This window comes from Olsenella sp. An285 (assembly GCF_002159625.1).
In the GTDB taxonomy this organism is placed as follows: Bacteria; Actinomycetota; Coriobacteriia; order Coriobacteriales; family Atopobiaceae; genus Thermophilibacter; species Thermophilibacter avicola.
In genome coordinates this window covers 17131-34425 of the sequence record NZ_NFIZ01000013.1, presented here as the reverse complement: position 1 = coordinate 34425, position 17295 = coordinate 17131, and the positions used below count along the sequence as shown (strand labels likewise).

General features: G+C 68.4%; 18 protein-coding genes. 13 read left to right on the top strand and 5 right to left on the bottom strand.

Features of this window, described 5'->3' with window-relative positions; genetic code table 11:
* The first annotated feature begins 5 nt into the window (after positions 1 to 5).
* Positions 6 to 152: a hypothetical protein gene (locus B5F79_RS11075; RefSeq protein ID WP_164484278.1), complete on the top strand. Its 147-nt coding sequence runs from the start codon at positions 6 to 8 to the stop codon at positions 150 to 152.
* 73 nt (positions 153 to 225) lie between these two features.
* Here B5F79_RS11075 and B5F79_RS08815 read toward each other — a convergent pair whose 3' ends face one another.
* On the bottom strand, positions 226 to 660 hold the full coding sequence (locus tag B5F79_RS08815; protein ID WP_087220395.1) for a hypothetical protein: 435 nt from the start codon (positions 658 to 660) through the stop codon (positions 226 to 228).
* A gap of 269 nt (positions 661 to 929) precedes the next feature.
* Here B5F79_RS08815 and B5F79_RS08810 point away from each other — a divergent pair, with 269 nt between their 5' ends.
* Positions 930 to 1361, top strand: a complete 432-nt coding sequence (locus tag B5F79_RS08810) for an Hsp20/alpha crystallin family protein (RefSeq protein WP_087220391.1) — start codon at positions 930 to 932, stop codon at positions 1359 to 1361.
* Between the two features lie 102 nt (positions 1362 to 1463).
* On the opposite strand, the gene B5F79_RS08805 is transcribed toward B5F79_RS08810, so the two are convergent.
* A complete protein-coding gene (locus tag B5F79_RS08805) occupies positions 1464 to 2276 on the bottom strand; it encodes an MBL fold metallo-hydrolase (RefSeq protein ID WP_087220388.1) in 813 nt (270 codons plus the stop codon).
* Positions 2277 to 2340: 64 nt separating this feature from the next.
* Between B5F79_RS08805 and tilS the strand changes: the two genes are divergently transcribed.
* From tilS to B5F79_RS08770, 7 genes are all read left to right on the top strand, one after another.
* A complete protein-coding gene (gene tilS, locus B5F79_RS08800) occupies positions 2341 to 3855 on the top strand; it encodes a tRNA lysidine(34) synthetase TilS (RefSeq protein ID WP_206391093.1) in 1515 nt (504 codons plus the stop codon).
* Between the two features lie 63 nt (positions 3856 to 3918).
* Complete coding sequence (hpt, locus tag B5F79_RS08795; protein ID WP_087220382.1) at positions 3919 to 4470, top strand: hypoxanthine phosphoribosyltransferase; 552 nt, start codon at positions 3919 to 3921, stop codon at positions 4468 to 4470.
* Positions 4471 to 4566: 96 nt separating this feature from the next.
* Positions 4567 to 6465 carry an ATP-dependent zinc metalloprotease FtsH gene (gene ftsH / locus B5F79_RS08790; RefSeq protein WP_275084028.1) on the top strand — a complete coding sequence of 633 codons (1899 nt, stop codon included), beginning with the start codon at positions 4567 to 4569 and terminating at the stop codon, positions 6463 to 6465.
* Positions 6466 to 6743: 278 nt separating this feature from the next.
* Positions 6744 to 7076, top strand: a complete 333-nt coding sequence (locus tag B5F79_RS08785) for a hypothetical protein (protein WP_087220379.1) — start codon at positions 6744 to 6746, stop codon at positions 7074 to 7076.
* A 129-nt stretch (positions 7077 to 7205) separates the two neighbouring features.
* Positions 7206 to 8390, top strand: coding sequence for a pyridoxal phosphate-dependent aminotransferase (locus B5F79_RS08780; protein ID WP_087220376.1), 1185 nt, complete (start codon positions 7206 to 7208; stop codon positions 8388 to 8390).
* A gap of 44 nt (positions 8391 to 8434) precedes the next feature.
* Positions 8435 to 9262, top strand: coding sequence for a phosphatase (locus B5F79_RS08775; RefSeq protein ID WP_087220373.1), 828 nt, complete (start codon positions 8435 to 8437; stop codon positions 9260 to 9262).
* A gap of 157 nt (positions 9263 to 9419) precedes the next feature.
* Entirely contained in the window at positions 9420 to 10205 is a 786-nt protein-coding gene (locus B5F79_RS08770; protein WP_241147297.1) for an exodeoxyribonuclease III, read from the top strand.
* 93 nt (positions 10206 to 10298) lie between these two features.
* Here the strand turns inward: B5F79_RS08770 and B5F79_RS08765 are convergent, their stop codons facing one another.
* Complete coding sequence (locus B5F79_RS08765; RefSeq protein WP_087220367.1) at positions 10299 to 11252, bottom strand: patatin-like phospholipase family protein; 954 nt, start codon at positions 11250 to 11252, stop codon at positions 10299 to 10301.
* 163 nt (positions 11253 to 11415) lie between these two features.
* On the opposite strand from B5F79_RS08765, the gene B5F79_RS08760 reads away from it, so the two are divergent.
* The 3 genes from B5F79_RS08760 (at position 11416) to B5F79_RS08750 (ending at position 14312) form a co-directional block, all read left to right on the top strand.
* Positions 11416 to 12153: an NAD-dependent protein deacylase gene (locus tag B5F79_RS08760; protein ID WP_087220364.1), complete on the top strand. Its 738-nt coding sequence runs from the start codon at positions 11416 to 11418 to the stop codon at positions 12151 to 12153.
* A gap of 150 nt (positions 12154 to 12303) precedes the next feature.
* Positions 12304 to 13800 carry a dihydropteroate synthase gene (gene folP, locus B5F79_RS08755; protein ID WP_087220361.1) on the top strand — a complete coding sequence of 499 codons (1497 nt, stop codon included), beginning with the start codon at positions 12304 to 12306 and terminating at the stop codon, positions 13798 to 13800.
* On the top strand, positions 13791 to 14312 hold the full coding sequence (locus B5F79_RS08750) for a hypothetical protein (protein WP_087220358.1): 522 nt from the start codon (positions 13791 to 13793) through the stop codon (positions 14310 to 14312). The genes folP and B5F79_RS08750 overlap by 10 nt, the downstream gene beginning before the upstream one ends.
* Before the next feature lie 15 nt (positions 14313 to 14327).
* Here the strand turns inward: B5F79_RS08750 and B5F79_RS08745 are convergent, their stop codons facing one another.
* Positions 14328 to 15107, bottom strand: a complete 780-nt coding sequence (locus tag B5F79_RS08745) for a type III pantothenate kinase (protein WP_087220355.1) — start codon at positions 15105 to 15107, stop codon at positions 14328 to 14330.
* Between the two features lie 196 nt (positions 15108 to 15303).
* On the opposite strand from B5F79_RS08745, the gene rpmE reads away from it, so the two are divergent.
* A complete protein-coding gene (gene rpmE, locus B5F79_RS08740) occupies positions 15304 to 15717 on the top strand; it encodes a 50S ribosomal protein L31 (protein WP_087220352.1) in 414 nt (137 codons plus the stop codon).
* Between the two features lie 105 nt (positions 15718 to 15822).
* On the opposite strand, the gene B5F79_RS08735 is transcribed toward rpmE, so the two are convergent.
* Positions 15823 to 17265 carry a hypothetical protein gene (locus tag B5F79_RS08735; RefSeq protein ID WP_087220349.1) on the bottom strand — a complete coding sequence of 481 codons (1443 nt, stop codon included), beginning with the start codon at positions 17263 to 17265 and terminating at the stop codon, positions 15823 to 15825.
* Between the last annotated feature and the right edge of the window lie 30 nt (positions 17266 to 17295).

The following is a 17295-nucleotide window of genomic DNA, read 5'->3' as shown; positions in this document are numbered from 1 at the left end:
TCGTCATGGACAAGAAGCCGGAGAAGAAGCAGGGCGCCACGACGGACGACGAGTTCGTCCGTCCCGAGAACGAGGACGACGACGGGTACGACCCCTACTCGGACAGGCGCCCCGACCCAGAGCCGCTCTTCGAGCGCGACCCCTGGTCGTAGCGCGGCACACGGGGGGCGCCGGGCGGTCGCTCTTCTCGCCCGTTCTTCTCGCCAGCCCCTCCTGCGCGCGGGCCTAGCCGGTGGAGCCCCAGTTGGTCTGCATGTAGCCCCAGGCAAAGTAGGCGACCACGGCCAGAAGCGCCAGCACGGCCACGAGCGCGATGAACGTCTTCACGCGCGTCTTGCGCTCGCGAGAGACGAAGATGTCGCGCCTGCCCTTGGGAATCTCGAGGTACTGACCGTAGTGGAGGTCCCGCCTCAGCTGCTTTCCCTCCGCGCGCGACCGCTTGTAGGCGCGGCCCGAGAGGGCGCTTCCGCGGACGGTGTAGCCCGAGTCGTGCGTCACCGGGATGCTGGCCTCCTCGTCCTCGGCAAGGTCGTCGATGGGCTCGACGGTGCGGTGCGGGGGACGCTGGCGCACGTAGGGCGCCGGTGCCGGGGCAGCCCCGGACTCCGGTGCGGAGGGGGATTCCGTTACGGCGCGCTCCTGATCGGTCTCGTTGGCCATGCCTGCCTCCGGTAGCGATTACAAACAGCAACGGCCACATGATAGAGCAGGACCGCGTTATGTCGCTTCTCCAAAGGCGAATATCTCAAACCGCAGGAAACCAAAGAGCGTTTTCGTTTGCCATATCTAAGCCAAAGACACTTAGATATGGTGAGTATATGTCGCTCAGAAAAATAGGCATCGAGTGAATAAAGCCGAGCTGGCGGGGAACAACTACCTATGAACGACAGGCGCCACCCAGGCGCCGCACAACAGAAGGAGTGGTCACTATGGCAAGCATGGTTCCCTACGATCGTTACTCTCGCGCGCTTCGCAACTGGCCGTTTGACGCGCTGGACAGCTTCTTCGACGCGCCCTTCGCACCGCTCTCCTCCACCGCCAGCAGCTTCAAGATGAACGTCGAGGACGCGGGCGACAAGTACGTGGTCTCCGCGGAGCTCCCGGGCGTCAAGCGCGAGGAGATCGACGTCGAGCTCAACGAGGGTCGTCTCTCCATCTCCGTCGAGAAGAAGGAGACCGAGGAGGAGAAGGGCAAGAACTACCTCTACAAGGAGACTTCCGACTGGAGCGCCACGCGCGGCGTCTACCTCAAGGACGCGGCCGTCGCCGGCCTCTCCGCCAAGCTCGAGGGCGGCGTTCTCACCGTGAACGTCCCCAAGCAGCAGGAGAAGGCCAACGTCACCAAGGTCTCCATCGACTAGTTGACAGATTGCTCAGGTCAAACTGTCACGTTGGGCCGGCGCCGCAGGGCGTCGGCCCGCTTTTTGGACAGGGGGACGGGGGGTACCGTCACCCTGTCCCGGTTACCACACGCTGAGCGGCCAGTCCTGGGCGGCGCAGCAGATCGAGAGGTGCCCGTCGGGAGTGCGCGCCTCGGGGCGACCGTCGTCGCCGGTCACGACCTCGGCGCCCACCGCCTCCGCGAGCGTGCGCACGCAGAGGCTCGGCCGGTTGTTCTCCTGCGAGAGGTGCATGGCAACCACGGTCTCCGTGTCATCCCCCACAAGGGCGCGGAGCGCCTCGGCCGCCTGCTCGTTGGAGAGATGGCCGGTGGGGCCCGCCACGCGAGCCTTGAGGTGGCCGGGGTAGTCCCCCGTGGCGAGCATGCGCGCGTCGTGGTTGGACTCCAGCGCGAGGATTCGCACGTCGGCGAGGGCGTCCAGCGCCTCGGGCCCCAGCTCCCCCGTGTCCGTGCAGAAGCCGAGCGCGTCACCTGCCGTGGAGAAGCGAAAGCCCATGGGGTCCGCCACGTCGTGCGAGGTGGGGAAGGTCCGGACGCGCATGCCCGCGAGCTCGAAGACCTCCGAGTGTCCCACGAGCGTGAACGGCAGGTTCGTGAGGTAGCTCCTCGCTCCGGCGGTACCCGCCGTGCAGAGGAGCTCGCCCTCGAAGTGGTTGCAGAACACGGTGAGCCCGCCCACGTGGTCCGAGTGCTCGTGCGTGAGCAGCACCGCCGTCACGCGCCCCATGTCCACGCCCAGCTCGTCCGCGCGCCCCAGAAGGGCGCGACGGGAGATGCCGCAGTCCACGAGCACGCTTCCCTCGGGGCCCTCGACCACGGCGGCGTTTCCCCTCGAGCCGCTGGCGAGGACGTGCAGGTGAATCTCGGGCGTCATGGCGGTCCCTCCGCTGTCGTAAACTTTGACTCGCAGCATAGTAGCGCAGCCGCTGGAGGGCATCATGCCAAGCGTTTCCCGCAGATACGCGTCGTCGAGGTCGCGCTTCTCTCGGCCGGGCGGCCCGGCGGGGGAGGAGCACGCCGCCCCGGTGGTGCTCATGGTCTCGGGCGGCGCGGACTCGACGGCCCTTCTCGTCCTTGCCGCCACCTCGAGCCTGGACATTGACGACGGTCGCGGCACGGCGCGCATAGCCCGCGAGCGCCTGCACGTGCTGCACGTCAACCACGGCCTGCGCGGTCTGGACGCCGAGGAGGACGAGGAGTTCGTGCGCGACCTCTCCGCCCGCTACGGCATCCCCTGCACCATCCGGCGCGTGGACGTGGCCGAGGCAGCGGCTGCGGCGGACGGCAACGTGGAGAACGCCGGACGCGAGGCGCGCTATGCGGAGGCGGCGCGGCTGGCGAACGAGCTCTCCGCCGAGTTTGGCACGCCGCGCTCCGCGGCCCGCATCCTCACCGCGCACACGGCGGACGACCGTGCCGAGACCTTCTTCATGAACGCGATACGCGGCTCGGGCGCCGCGGGGCTCTCATCAATACCCCGCCGCCGCAATCGCATCGTGCGCCCGCTCCTGGACCGGACGCACAAGGAGCTCTGCGACCTCCTGCGCATGCGCGGGATCGTCTGGCGCGAGGACGCCACCAACGCGGACACCCACTACCTGCGCGCCTACGTGCGCCACGAGGTCATGCCCGTGGCGCTGCGCCGCAACCCGCGCGTGGTCTCGAGTCTTGCCACCACCTGCGACATCCTTTCGGACGAGGACGCCTACCTCACGTCCGTCGCCGCGCGCGCCCTTCGCGACCTCACGCGCTCCCGCAAGGAGGGCGCGCTCGTGCTCGACGCCGCGCGGCTCGCCGCCCTGGAGGTGGCCGTTGCGCGCCGCGTGGTGCGCATGGCCCTTCTCGCCGTGTTTCCCGAGGCCCGGCTCGAGGCCCGGCACGTTGCCTCGGTCCTGCGGGCGGTCGCGGACGGCGAGGGCGCGGTGAACGTCCCCCTGGGCGGGGAGGCCCGCGTGGAGCACGGTGTGCTCAGCATCCGCTCGAGGTCCGCGCACCGGGAGCCCATCGCCCGCTGGCTTGAGGTCCCCGGCCGGCTGGAGCTCCCGGACGGCCGCGTGCTCACGGCACGTCTTGTAGAGGTCCCGCAGGGCACGGACCCCGTCGCGCGCGCTCGCGCCCACGGGCTCGAGTGGGCGGGCGAGTCCGTCCTCCTGGACGCGCGTGCTGCCGGCGTGGACCCCATGAGGGGAGGACGGCTCTGGGTGGACGGCCCGCGCGCGGGCGAGGTGCTCTGCCCGCTGGGGATGCACGGCCAGTCAAAGAAGCTGTCCGACCTCCTGGGCGAGGCGCACCTGCCGCGCCCCGAGCGCGCGGACGTGCCCGTCGTGCACGCGTCTCCCACGGGCGCGATCCTCTGGGTGGCGCCGCTCAGGGCTGACGAGCGCGCGAAGTGCGTCCCCTCCACCAGATGGGCGCTCGAGCTGAGCCTCGTTACCGCCGCCCACCCCTCCTGAGCTATCCTTATGCAGACAAGCGGTCACGAGGGACGCCCCGCGGCGTCCGGGAAGGGGAGCGCAATGGAGACGCTGCACCCCGACGTACAGGACATCCTGCTCAGCGAGGAGGACATCCGGGGCATCGTCGCCCGCATGGGGGCGGAGATCACCAAGGACTATGCCGATAAGAACCCGCTGGTCGTGGCCGTTCTGCGCGGCGCCGTGGTCTTCATGGCGGACCTCATGCGCGCCGTCGACTGCCCCATCGGCATCGACTTCATGGCGGTCTCCAGCTACGGTGACGGCGCCAAGAGCTCGGGCGTGGTGCGCATCGTCAAGGACCTCGACACCAAGATCGAGGGGCGCGACGTGCTCATCGTCGAGGACATCCTCGACTCCGGCCTCACGCTCTCCTACCTCATGCGCATGCTCGAGAACCGCGGTCCGGCCTCCGTTGAGGTCGCGGCCTTCCTCGTGAAGGACGTCCCCGGCAACGCGCCTGCGGTCAAGCCGCGCTACGTGGGCGCGCACGTGCCCGACGAGTTCATCGTGGGCTACGGCCTCGACTTTGCCGAGCGCTACCGCAACTTGTCCTACATCGGCATCCTCAAGCCCGAGGTCTACCAGAAGTAACCCTGACAAAGGGGACAGGGTATTTTGTCAGCCTCCTCCGGCTTGACAAAGTGCCAGTCCCTTTGTCAAGCCCGGCAAGGCCGGAAGGAGTCATGCGTGCCCGAAGAAAATAAGAACGTCCGGCCGCCCCGCCAGGTGGGCATATCCGCCATCATCGTGGCCCTTGTGGCCGGCTACCTCCTGTACATGGTGATGACGGGCTCCTTCCGCGCTCCCGGTCGGGTGGACACGCTTCCCACCAACGAGTTCGTGAGCGCCGTCGAGGACGACCGTGTGGCCGAGGTCACGTTCCGCACGGAGGACGGGGGCCTCACGGGCGCCTACTGGCCGGACGAGGCGAAGAAGGACGACGAGACGGCGCTCGTCGACTTCGAGAGCGTCTACGTGGGCTCTGACTCCCTGGCCGAGCTCATGGCTGCCCACCCGGACGTGACCTACGAGATAGACACGAGCTCCTCGGCGTTTCTCGAGACGTTCCTCTTCTCGGTTCTTCCCACGCTCGCCCTCGTGGCCGTCTTCGTCTACTACATGAACCGCATGTCCGGCCAGCAGGACAAGACGATGTCCTTTGCCAAGACCAAGGCCCGCACCAGCGAGGCGGAGCGTCCCAAGGTCAGGTTCTCGGACGTCGCGGGCATAGACGAGGCCGTGGAGGAGCTCCAGGAGGTCCGCGACTTCCTCTCCGATCCCGAGCGCTACCACAAGATGGGCGCGCGCATCCCGCGCGGCGTGCTGCTGGTGGGCCCTCCGGGAACGGGCAAGACGCTGCTCGCCAAGGCGGTGGCCGGCGAGGCGGGCGTGCCGTTCTTCTCGATCTCGGGCTCGGACTTTGTTGAGATGTTCGTGGGCGTGGGCGCCTCGCGCGTGCGCGACCTCTTCAAGCAGGCCAAGGAGGCGGCCCCCTGCATCGTCTTCATAGACGAGATCGACGCCGTTGGCCGTCAGCGCGGCGCGGGCCTGGGCGGTGGCCACGACGAGCGAGAGCAGACCCTCAACCAGCTCCTCGTTGAGATGGACGGCTTCGAGGACAACTCCTCCGTCATCCTCATCGCGGCTACCAACCGGCCGGACATCCTGGACCCGGCGCTCCTGCGCCCCGGGCGCTTTGACCGTCGCGTGACCGTCGACCGCCCGGACGTGCGCGGGCGCGAGCAGATTCTGCGCGTGCACGCCGAGGGCAAGCCCTTTGCGGAGGGCGTGGACTTTGCGCGCCTGGCCAAGGTGACGCCAGGCTTCACGGGTGCCGACCTGGCGAACCTCGCCAACGAGTCCGCCCTTCTCGCCGCGCGCCGCAACAAGGAGGAGATCGGTCCCGCCGAGGTGGAGGAGGCCATGGAGCGCGTGATGGCGGGCCCCGAGCGCAAGAGCCGCGTCATCACGGAGAAGGAGCGTCGCGTCATCGCCTTCCACGAGTCCGGTCACGCGCTCGTGGGGCACGTGCTCGCCAACTCCGACCCCATCCACAAGATCAGCATCGTGAGCCGCGGGCAGGCCCTGGGCTACACCATGCAGGTGCCGGAGGAGGACCACTTCCTCGAGACGCGCGACGGCATGCTCGACCAGATTGCCGTGCTCCTGGCCGGGCGCACGGCAGAGGAGCTCTTCTGCGACGACGTCACCACCGGCGCCTCCAACGACCTCGAGCGGGCCACCAAGCTCGCGCGCACCATGGTCACGCGCTACGGCATGAGCGAGGAGCTGGGCGCGCAGGTCTTTGGCGAGGCCCAGCACGAGGTTTTTCTCGGCCGCGACTACGCCAACCACCAGGACTACTCCGCCGAGACCGCAAAGCGCATCGACGACGAGGTCGAGCGCATCATGCGCGAGGGGCACGAGCGTGCCCGCGAGGTGCTGGACGGGCGCCGCCCCCAGATGGACACCATGGCGCGCGTGCTTCTGGAGCGCGAGACCGTGGAGGGCGAGGCGGTGACCGCCCTGTTGGAGGACCGCTGGGACGAGTACGTCGCCGGCGAGTCCGCCGAGCAGAGCAAATAATGATGGAACCTATCACTTTGTAGATATGGTGAACAAGCTACCAGAGAGAACGGAAGTTTCTACAGAGTATTGATAGGGGCCACGGTCATTATTAAGTGCTGCGGCCAGAAGACGCCGAACAGACGCTCTCGACGTCCGCCAGAGGTCGTGCCCCTATCAAAATATCGGCAGCTCAGACCTCACATGTACTGTTATGTAACGTGACCCGCGATGATACCGTCTCCAACGAGCCCGGGATTCTACGGTACCCGGCCGGCGCATGGGGGGCGGTGTCTTCGGTGGCGCGCAAGCTGGAATACAAGATCACGTTTGCCATCAACGAGACCGAGCGCGCCCTCCTGGGCTTTCTTGGCGTCGAGCTGAGGCATGCCGGCGGCCCCGTCGTCCTGTCTGCGACCGGCATCTCCCAGAGCCTCAGCATCACCGAGCAGACCGCGCGACGCACCTGCCGCAGCCTTGCCGAGAAGGGCCTCATCTCCGTCAGTCCCAAGACGCGCGAGGACGGCAGCCGCGCCGCCAACGAGTACCGAATCACGCTCCTTGGCTGGAAGATTCTCGAGTCCAAGCCCCTCCCGCGCCCCTCCAGGCTTCCCGAGAGGCGAAAGGGCTAGATTCCGGATACCCGACCCGCTCCCCGTCCCAACGTTGCGGTTGTGGTTCCTCCGCTGACGCCCGGCTTCGCCCCCGCACGCCGCGCGCGTACAATGGTGCGCAGCCAACAACGTCGGAAGGGGTCGCCCATGTCCATCAACGAGGCCAGCCGCGCGTACGGCGCGCAGAAGTCGTCCATCCGTGAGATCGCGGCCTACGCCGGTGCCCGCAAGGCCCAGATCGGGGCGGAGAACGTCTTCGACTTCTCCCTGGGCAACCCCTCCATCCCCGCGCCGGACGCCGTGCGCGCCTCCATCGAGAAGAGCCTCACGCTGCCGGCCACGCAGCTCCACGGCTACACGCCCGCAAACGGCCTGCCCGCCGCCCGCGAGGCGGTGGCCGCGAGCCTCTCCCGGCGCTTTGGCGAGGGCGCCGCCTCCATGGACGACCTCTACCTCACCTGCGGCGCCGCGGCCTCGCTCTCCATCACGTTCCATGCGATCGTGAACCCCGGCGACGAGGTCATCGTGATCGCCCCGTACTTCCCGGAGTACCGCGTCTGGATCGAGACCTCCGGTGCCACCTGCGTGGAGGTCATGGCGGACGCCGCCACCTTCCAGGTCGACGCCGCTGCCGTGGCGGCCGCCGTCACCGAGCGCACCAAGGCCGTGGTCATCAACTCGCCCAACAACCCCGTGGGCTCGGTCTACTCCCGCGAGAACCTGAGCGCGCTCGCGGACGTGCTGCACGAGGCCCAGGATCGCCTTGGCACCACCATCTACCTCGTCGCGGACGAGCCCTATCGCGAGATCACCTACGGCGCCGAGGTCCCCTGGGTGCCCGGCGTCTACGACCGCACGATCGTCTGCTACAGCTACTCCAAGTCCCTCTCGCTCCCCGGCGAGCGCATCGGCTGGGTGCTGGTGCCGCCCACCAACCCCGAGCACGACGATCTGGTCCTGGCGGTCGCGGGTGCCGGCCGCAAACTGGGCTTCGTCTGCGCCCCCGCCCTCTTCCAGCGCGTCCTCATGGACTGCGTGGACGAGCCGAGCGACGTCGAGGCCTACGCGGAGAACCGTCGCGCGCTCACGGAGGGGCTCTCCAAGCTGGGCTATGAGTTCATCGAGCCCGAGGGCGCGTTCTACCTCTGGGTCAAGGCCCTCGAGCCTGACGCCCAGGCGTTCTTCGAGCGTGCCAAGGCCCTCGAGCTCCTGCCCGTGCCGTCCGACTCCTTCGGCTGCCCCGGCTGGGTGCGCGTGGGCTACTGCGTCTCCCACGACACGATCGTGCGCTCCATGCCCGCCTGGGCCAAGCTCGCCGATTCCTACGCATGACAAGGGGACAGTCCCTTTGTCATGTTATGCAGGAGAGGTGACCGATGCTCCAGAACCGCTGTGACACCCACACCCACACCCTCTACTCGCGCCACGCCTACTCGACGGTGCGCGAGAACGTGATCGCCGCGCGCGACGCGGGCCTGGAGCTTCTGGGCGTCACGGATCACTTCTCGGACATGCTCTTCCCCAACACCGACCTCTCGCACGGGAGCCTGCGCGACTACCAGCACTTCATCAACATGCGGGTCTGGCCGCGCTCCTGGGAGGGCGTGACGCTGCTCCGCGGTATGGAGGCGGACGTCCGCACGCTCGAGGGGCGTCTCTTTGGCCAGGACATAGAGGTCACGGAGGACATCACGGGCCGTCCCGTGCGGCGAGTCTCCACGCTCTACGATCGCGCCGCAGCTGGTTGCGACTACGTCATCGCAAGCGTCCACTACAAGAACTTCGCCGACGGAGCGCCGCTCGCCCAGACCACGGAGATGTACCTCGGCGCCCTGGCTCAGCCCAAGGTGCTGATGCTCGGCCATACGGGCCGGGCAGGCGTGCCCTTCGACGTGCGGGAGGTCGTGGGCGAGGCCGCGCGCCGTGGCAAGCTCATAGAGATCAACGAGCACAGCCTGGACACCCGCGGGCGCGAGGGCCGCACGTGGGCGAGCTGCGCGGAGATCGCAAGGGTCTGCGCCGAGCTGGGCTGTCAGATCGCCGTGAACACGGACGCGCACGTGTGCTGTGACGTGGGGCGCTTCTCCTCCGCGCTCTCCATGCTCGAGGAGATCGGCTTTCCGCAGGAGCTCGTCGCCACCCGCTCTGCGGAGGCCTTCCTCGCCGCCATGCGCGACGCGGGCCTCTCGGCGCCGGAGCTCTAGTCGCCCCCCCGTTTGTAGGGTACTTTCACGAGGGCATTCTAAGTACTACCGATTTGATATCATTTTATCTACCAGCGGATTTGTGCCGAAACGTTTGTAGGGTATTCGGAAACGCCCGCAGCAAGTACCCTGCAAATGAACGATGGAGGAGAGACCCTTGTCAGATGCCCCCGCGCGCGAGCTGCGCCTCGTCTCCTGGAACGTCAACGGCCTGCGCGCCGTCATGAAGAAGGATCCCAGCTTCACGGACGTCGTGGCCGCGACCAACGCCGACGTCTTCGCCGTCCAGGAGACCAAGCTCCAGGAGGGTCAGATCAGTCTGGACCTGCCCGGGTACCACCAGACCTGGAGCTATGCCGAGCGAAAGGGCTACTCGGGAACGGCCGTGTTCAGCCTCGAGGAGCCGCTGCAGGTCATCAACCACATTGGTGCGCCCGAGGCCGATGACGAGGGCCGCGTCTGCGCGCTCGAGTTCCCCTCGTACTGGTTCGTGGACGTCTACACGCCCAACGCCCAGAACGAGCTCGCGCGTATAGAAACGCGCCTGGCATGGGACGCGGCGTACCGGGAGTTCCTGGTGGGCCTGGCCGCAAAGAAGCCCGTGGTCACCTGTGGCGACTTCAACGTGGCCCACAACGAGATCGACCTCAAGAACCCCGGTCCCAACCGCGGCAACGCCGGCTTCTCGGACGAGGAGCGCGAGAGCTTCACCCGCCTGCTCGATGCCGGCTTCACGGACACCTTCCGCGCGCGCCATCCGGACGTGACCGGCGCCTACAGCTGGTGGAGCTACCGCTTCAACGCGCGCAAGAACAACGCCGGCTGGCGCATCGACTACTTCCTCGTGTCCAACGACGTCGCCGACCGCGTGACCGGTGCCTCGATCCTCTCCGAGGTCTACGGCTCGGACCACTGTCCCGTGGAGCTCACGATAGAGCTCTAGCCGCGGGGAAAAAAGAACCGCGAGGCGAGAAGAACCGCGCGCACGATAAACGGCCGGAGCCGCCATCGCTCCGGCCGTTCTTCTCGGCGTCTCCTATCCCAGCGTGATGTAGCCGGTGCCCGCGTCCGGGTCGTCCGGCTGGGGGCCGGCGTCCGGCGAGCCGAAGAGGAACTCGCGCACGCGCGGCATCTCGCGCAGGTACTGGGCGTGGCCCGCGTCGTAGGCCGCGGCGAGCTTGCGCGGGTTGACCGTGGCGTTCTCCACGGGCATCTCGTCCGGGTAGATGATGAGGGCGCGCCCCTCCGCCGCGAGCTCCTCCACGTGCTCGATCGCGGCGTTGTAGCGCTCCCAGCGCGTGAGCAGGGCGTTGCGCAGGTAGGGGTGGTCCTTGGCCATGGCCTTGAACATCTGGGCGTCGCGCGCGCCGGGCTTCTTCTTGCGGTACCCGCGCGGGCGCGTGGCAACAAAGACAAACCGGTCGAAGCCGTCGTCCTCTGCCATGCACACGGGGATGCCGGCGCCCGTGCCCAGGCCGCCGTCCAGGAGCACGCGCCCGTCCACCTCGATAGGCTTCATCATCCCGGGCAGCGTGGAGCTCACGCGCACGAGGTCGATCATGCGCATGGGGTCGGTCATGTCCTCGCGCCCAAAGCGCACCGTCTTGCCGGTGTCGCGCTCGAAGGCCTGGATGCGCAGGCGCGCGGGGTTGGCGGAGAAGGTCTCCCAGTCGAACACGAGCGTGCCGTCTCGAAGCGCACCCTCGTAGAGCGAGTCGGCGTCGAAGTAGCCGCGCCCGCGCAGGAGCGAGGGCAGGCCCACGAGGCCCTTGGCCGCGCCGCCGGTCATGAAGGCCTCGCGCACGCGCTTGCGGTCTCGGGAGAGGTAGTTGACGGAGTTGCTTGCGCCGGCGGAGAGACCGCAGACGTAGTCGAAGTAGATGCCCCGCTCAAGGAGGACGTTCGCAAAGGCGCAGGTGTAGCTCGCGCGGTAGCCGCCGCCCTCGAAGACGAGAGCGCAGTCAAAGACGTTGCTGGTGAGTTCCTCCATGGCGAGCCTCCTTCTGGTATGACGCAGCCTGTCCGCCACTGTCATTCGTTACGCATAAAGCTGTTTCTTCCCCAAAACCGTCCGCCCCAACCGTTCCCGACGGTATCTCCATGCGGCCGCTGCATGGACTACCATGGCCACAGAGGCGAGGAAAGGGGTCGGCATGTCACGTACGCTCACCAGTCCCGGGGAGGCCGCGACCGAGCTCTCCCGGCTCTTTGGCTCCGCAACGAGGACGGTCTTCTTTGGCGGGGCGGGTGTCTCCACCGCAAGCGGGATCCCGGACTTCCGCAGTGCCGACGGCCTCTACCACCAGCACTTTCGCTACCCGCCGGAGACCATGCTCTCCCACAGCTTCTTCGTGAGCCACACAGAGGAGTTCTTCGACTTCTACCGCGAGCGCATGGTCTGCCTCACCGCCCGCCCCAACCAGGCGCACAGAAAGCTCGCGCAGCTGGAGCGAGAGGGGCGTCTTGCGGCGGTGGTCACGCAGAACATCGACGGCCTTCACCAGGCGGCGGGCTCGCGCGTGGTCCACGAGCTCCACGGCTCGGTCCACCGCAACGTCTGCCAGCGCTGTGGCAAGACGTACTCGGCGGAGTGGGTCCTCGCCACCACGGGCGTCCCACACTGCGAGAAGTGCGGCGGCCTCGTGAAGCCCGACGTGGTGCTCTACGAGGAGCAGCTGGACGAGCGCGTTCTCCTGTCCAGCGTGCGGGCCATCTCCGAGGCTGACCTCCTGGTCATAGGGGGCACCTCGCTCGTGGTGTACCCCGCGGCGGGCCTGGTGAACTACTTCCAGGGCTCCAACGTGGTGATCGTGAACCGCGACCCCACGCCCGCCGACGCCCGCGCGGACCTCGTGTGCGCCTGCGACATCGCGGCGGCGTTTGATTTCTAGCCCGGCTTGCACAAAGGGGGACGTGCCTGAAACGTGCAACTTTCTGCACGTTTCAGGCACGTCCCCCTTTGTGCAACGCATTGAGGCGTTTCCCGTGGCACGCCGGGCCGAGTACAATGGTTCGTAATACGTACGGCAAGAGGGGGCGCCATGCTGAGAGAGAACTACACGACCTGGCACTGCGGAGAGCACGAGGTCTCGCTCGCGCGGCCGCGCATCATGGGCGTCCTCAACGTCACCCCCGACTCCTTCTCGGACGGCGGCGAGAACCTCGACCACAAGGTCGCCATTGCGCGCGGCCTGGAGATGCTCGACCAGGGGGCGGACATCATAGACGTGGGCGGCGAGTCCACGCGTCCCGGGCACACCCCCGTCTCGCCAAAGGTCGAGGCCGAGCGCGTGGTTCCCGTGGTCCGTGCCCTCGTGGAGGCCGGCGCCGTGGTGTCCATCGACACGCGCCACGCGGACGTCGCGCGCATGTGCGTTCGCCTGGGCGCCGCCATCGTGAACGACGTCTCGGGCTTCACCAACCCCGAGATGGTGGACGTTGCGGCGGACACCTCCTGTGGCTGCATCATTATGCACTGGAACCAGGAGGGCCTGGGCACGCGCGCCCCGCGCCGCGAGGTCATGCTCGAGCAGAGCCGCCCCAACGGCAAGGCCCTGCCGCGTCCCGTGACCTCCCAGCGTCGCTTCACGTTGCCCGAGGAGGCGCCCATCATGCGCCAGGTTATGGGTTTCCTGGGCGACCAGGCGCGCACCCTCGTGAGGGCGGGCGTGGCGCGCGAGCGCATCTGCCTCGACCCGGGTGCCGGCTTCGACAAGACTGCCGACGAGGACGTGGTCATCCAGCGCGCCACCCGCTCCATGGCGTCCATGGGCTACCCGCTCGTCGCGGCGGTGTCGCGCAAGAGGTTCGTCGGTGCCGTCTCGGGCGTCCCGGAGGCGGCGGAGCGCGACTTCGCCACTGCCGGCATCTGCATCTCCGCCATCGAGAACGGTGCCCGCATCCTGCGCGTCCACGACGTCGCGGGCGTCTCCCAGGCGGTGAACGCCTACTGGTCCGTCTCTCACAAGGACGCGCGCCAGGGCTTCGTGAGCCTGGGCTCCAACGTGGGCAACCGCGTGGGCAACATCGCCCGCGCCGTGCGCCTCATAGACGAGATTCCCCTCACCTGCGTGGTCTCCGTGAGCCACGCGTACGAGACCGAGCCCGCCTACGGCATCGCCACCCCCGTGGCCAACGCCGTGGCCGAGATCAGGACCGAGCTCCACCCGCTCGTGCTCATGGACAAGCTGCTCGAGGTGGAAAACGAGCTCGGTCGCATCCGCGAGAAGGCAGAGGGGGACGAGAAGGATACGGAGGCCGAGAAGAGCGTAGAGGCCGCGCGCATACCCAAGAAGCCCGGCACCGGTCCGCGCACCATCGACTGCGACCTCGTGTGGGTGGAGGGCGAGCGCCACGCGGGCGCCCGCCTCACGCTCCCGCACCCGCGCGCCGGCGAGCGCGACTACGTGATCGTGCCCATGGAGGACCTCATGCACGCCCCCGAGCGCTTCCTCGCCCACGGCGGCGTGCCCGTGACCCCGCGCGAGGAGCGCGTGGGCCACGTGACGGCGGACCTCGGGGAGGTAACGTGGGAGTAGCGGGGACCTCTCTGACGCTGCGCCCGCGCGTTCCCATGGGCTTCGTGACGGGCGCGCCCTACGTGTGCGCGCTCGCCGTGGCGCGCTCGCTCGAGGCTCGTGTGGCCTGGCCGCACGAGGTGGTCTCGACAGAGGGCGAGCCGCTCGTGGGCATAGAGGCCCGTGCCGGGTACGACGACGAGGGCGTCTTCGTGCGCTGCACCCTCTCATGGGATGCCGAGAAGAACCTCGACGCGGCGGAGCTCGAGCGCTTCGCTTCGGAGGGGACCGACGCCTGGGAGTCCGCATATGCCGCCGGCCGTGGTGCCGCCGGGCCGCTCGCGTCCGTGCTGGGGGACTACTTCGACGTTCTTCTCGGCATGGGCGAGGAGGTCGAGGTCCTGCGCGGCGGCCGTGCGGTCGGTCGCGGGACGCTCGCGGGCGTTGACGTGTGGGGCCGCGCCACGGTGCGGCTCACGGATGGCCGGGAGCTGGAGCTCGCCCCCGAGCAGGCCCGGCTGAGGCTTGCCTAGGCTACAAACCTGTCCCTACACGCGCGCCTGCTCCCAGAGCCAGATCTCGCGGATGCCGCGGAGCGTGAGGTCGGGATCGATGGCGTCAAAGAGGTCGGTTGCCTTTGCCACGGTGCGTGCGAGGCCGCCCGTGCCCACCACGGTGGCGCGGGGCTCGCCAAGCTCTGCCTGGATGCGCGAGACGAGGCCCTCGGCCTGCGCCGCGGCACCTATGACGAGGCCGGACTGGAGCGCCGCCTCGGTCCCGTCGCCAAGGGCGTGCTCCGGAGCCTCTATGGGGATGCTTGCGAGCTTGGCCGCGCGCGAGAAGAGCGCGCTTGCGGAGAGCATGAGCCCCGGCGAGATGGCGCCGCCACGGTAGGCCCCCGAGGCGTCCACGACGTCGATGTTGGTGGCCGTGCCAAAGTCCACCACGATGACCGGCGCGCCGTAGGTGCTGCGCGCCGCGATGGCGTTGGCGATGCGGTCCGCGCCCACCTGCCGTGGGTTGGGCATCGCGACCTCCATGCCGTAGCTCTTCCCGGCGCTCACGACGAGCGGCTCGTGTCCGAGGTGCTGTCCCAGGCAGCGCCGCCACGACCTCTCGAGCGCGGGAACGACGCTCGCCACCCCGGCCTCGGTCACGCACCCCAGCTCGAGGCCGTCCTTCATGAAGAAGCCCCAGAGGCGGGAGTGCAGCATGTCGGAGGTGTCGCTTGCGGTGGTGGACATGCGCCAGCCGCGCTCGAGCGTCCCGGCCTCGTCAAAGAGGCCGAGCGTGGTCTGGGTGTTGCCAACGTCGATGGCGAGGAACATGGGGACCTCCCGGTGTGGGCGCCGCTTAGGGCTGCTCGTTCTTGTCGCCGGTTCTTCTCGCCTCATCTTACGCGTAATTCTTCACAGATGCCCCACAGGCTTTCTGATATAGTCATACGGCTATCGTGTCTCGGTCGGAACCGAGACGAACCCCTGCCCTGGTCGGAAACCAGGGCCGAAGAAGAGGAGTCCTGCCATGAAGCAAGGTATCCACCCCGACTACGTGGAGTGCACCGTTCGCTGCACCTGCGGCAACACCTGGACGACCCGCTCCACCAAGAAGGAGATCGTGGTCGACCTCTGCGACAAGTGCCACCCGTTCTACACCGGCCAGCAGAAGCTCGTCGACACCGGCGGCCGCGTCCAGCGCTTCGCCGACAAGTTCGGTGGCGCCGCTGCCGCTCAGCTGAAGAAGGCCCAGGAGGCCAAGGCCGCCAAGGCTGCCAAGGCTGCCGAGGAGGCCGCTGCCAAGAAGGCCGCCAAGGAGGCCAAGGCCGCCGAGAAGGCCAAGCGTGCCGCCGAGTACGCCAAGAAGGCCGAGGCCGAGGCTGCCAAGGCTGCCCCCGCTGAGGAGGCCGCTGCCGAGCCCGAGGCCACCGAGGCCGAGTAGCCCAGACCCACAGAGTCACGGGATTGCAGGCGCCCCGCTCCTCGCATGAGGGACGGGGCGCCTTCCTGTGTCGATTGTCTTAGGCTGCCAATTGCGGTGCGGAGCCTACTCCGCGTCTGCGCTGCGCACGAGGGAGAAGAGGTCCTCGTACGTGAAGGTCTCGTCAAAGGGGACGAAGAAGAACGAGCCCTCGTGCACGTAGGTGGTGGTCACACGCGCGACGGCTCGGGACGGGTCGTCTGCGGAGCCAAACGTGAGCGAGAGGGTGACGGTGCCCCCCACGTCCTCGGGGAGCGCGCTCTCAAAGACGAGGGTGCCGTCGGATTCCTCGACGAGCGCCGCCGTGAAGGGAACGTCGGAGAACGGGGTGTCGCCGTCGCTCGCGGCGGTGTCGGAGGAGGGGGCGGCGTGGTAGTGCGCCACGCCGGACACGGTGCCGGAGACCTGCTCGACTCCGGCCTCGCTGCGAACCGAGGAGATGGTCACAACGAGCCCTGCCCCACGTGCGGCGAGGCACTTCTCGCCATCTGCCTCCTGGCTCTGGAAGGTGCCCGTCCACGTGCCGACGAGGGGCTCGAGGCTCCGCTCCCTCGCTCCGTCCTCCACGCTCACGCCCTCGATCTCCCACTGTCCGGAGGCGGAGCGGAAGGCAAACGAGACCGCCATGCGGCACTCGTATCGCTCGTATGCGCTCTCGCGCGTGAAGAGCAGCTCGACAACCTGCGTCTGGGACTCGACGTCGGGGGCGCTCGCCTCCGCCTGGACGCTCGCGCCCGCATAGAGCTCGGAGAGCGTGGGGCCTTCGGCGTCGTCCTGCCCGAGGGCGCGGTCGGCTCGCTCGAGGATGGACCCGGCGTTCTTGATGACCCGCTCCTCGTCCACGCCCTCGGTCGTGTGCCAGGAGACGCGCACGTTCTCCGGCTCGCCCACGAGCGCCCATGCGCCGCCCGTGGCGGAGTAGCGCAGCGTGGCGGCCTTCTCGGCGCTGATGCCGTGGCTGCCGGAGTACGTGACCATCACGTCCGCGACCGCCTCGCCCGTGCTCCCGTCGCGCGCGATTGAGCGCACGTCCACCTCGCGGGGGACGATGATGTCGTCCCGACCGAAGGATCCGCTCGAGTAGGCGGGCGTCTCGAGCCGCGCCGCCGCGTCGTCGGACACGAGCTCCTCCGAGGGGAGGGACGGCGCGCTCGTGGCGAGGGCGACTGCGGCAACGACGGCTGCGATCGCTGCCACTGCCACCAGCGCGGCGGCAAGACGGTGCGCTCGGACGGCCCCGGCCAGCGCCGTGAGGCGCGAGCGCAGGTAGTCACCGATGGTGCCCGTCACGTCGCGAAGGCGGGGCGGCTCGCCCTCGGGCTGCGGCGCGTCGGCGGCGGCAACGGGCGGGCGCCTCTCCGTAGGGGCGTCCTCGTGACCGGGGAGCTCCGCGGTCTCTCCGGCGATGGTGTCGTCCGGAGTCGTGCCGGGGGCGTCGTCCCCCGGCCCTTTCGATGGCTCTGGCCCCGCCTGCTCGGGCTCCAGGGGCATGTCTTCGGGCTCTGCCATGGTTTCTCCTTCATTCGCTGGCACTAAGTG

Coding starts and splice junctions, on each gene's coding strand:
- B5F79_RS11075 (WP_164484278.1), top strand. CDS start 6: ATGGACAAGAAGCCGGAGAAGAAGCAGGGCGCCACGACGGACGACGAG.
- B5F79_RS08815 (WP_087220395.1), bottom strand. CDS start 660: ATGGCCAACGAGACCGATCAGGAGCGCGCCGTAACGGAATCCCCCTCC.
- B5F79_RS08810 (WP_087220391.1), top strand. CDS start 930: ATGGCAAGCATGGTTCCCTACGATCGTTACTCTCGCGCGCTTCGCAAC.
- B5F79_RS08805 (WP_087220388.1), bottom strand. CDS start 2,276: ATGACGCCCGAGATTCACCTGCACGTCCTCGCCAGCGGCTCGAGGGGA.
- tilS (WP_206391093.1), top strand. CDS start 2,341: ATGCCAAGCGTTTCCCGCAGATACGCGTCGTCGAGGTCGCGCTTCTCT.
- hpt (WP_087220382.1), top strand. CDS start 3,919: ATGGAGACGCTGCACCCCGACGTACAGGACATCCTGCTCAGCGAGGAG.
- B5F79_RS08780 (WP_087220376.1), top strand. CDS start 7,206: ATGTCCATCAACGAGGCCAGCCGCGCGTACGGCGCGCAGAAGTCGTCC.
- B5F79_RS08775 (WP_087220373.1), top strand. CDS start 8,435: ATGCTCCAGAACCGCTGTGACACCCACACCCACACCCTCTACTCGCGC.
- B5F79_RS08765 (WP_087220367.1), bottom strand. CDS start 11,252: ATGGAGGAACTCACCAGCAACGTCTTTGACTGCGCTCTCGTCTTCGAG.
- B5F79_RS08760 (WP_087220364.1), top strand. CDS start 11,416: ATGTCACGTACGCTCACCAGTCCCGGGGAGGCCGCGACCGAGCTCTCC.
- folP (WP_087220361.1), top strand. CDS start 12,304: ATGCTGAGAGAGAACTACACGACCTGGCACTGCGGAGAGCACGAGGTC.
- B5F79_RS08745 (WP_087220355.1), bottom strand. CDS start 15,107: ATGTTCCTCGCCATCGACGTTGGCAACACCCAGACCACGCTCGGCCTC.
- rpmE (WP_087220352.1), top strand. CDS start 15,304: ATGAAGCAAGGTATCCACCCCGACTACGTGGAGTGCACCGTTCGCTGC.
- B5F79_RS08735 (WP_087220349.1), bottom strand. CDS start 17,265: ATGGCAGAGCCCGAAGACATGCCCCTGGAGCCCGAGCAGGCGGGGCCA.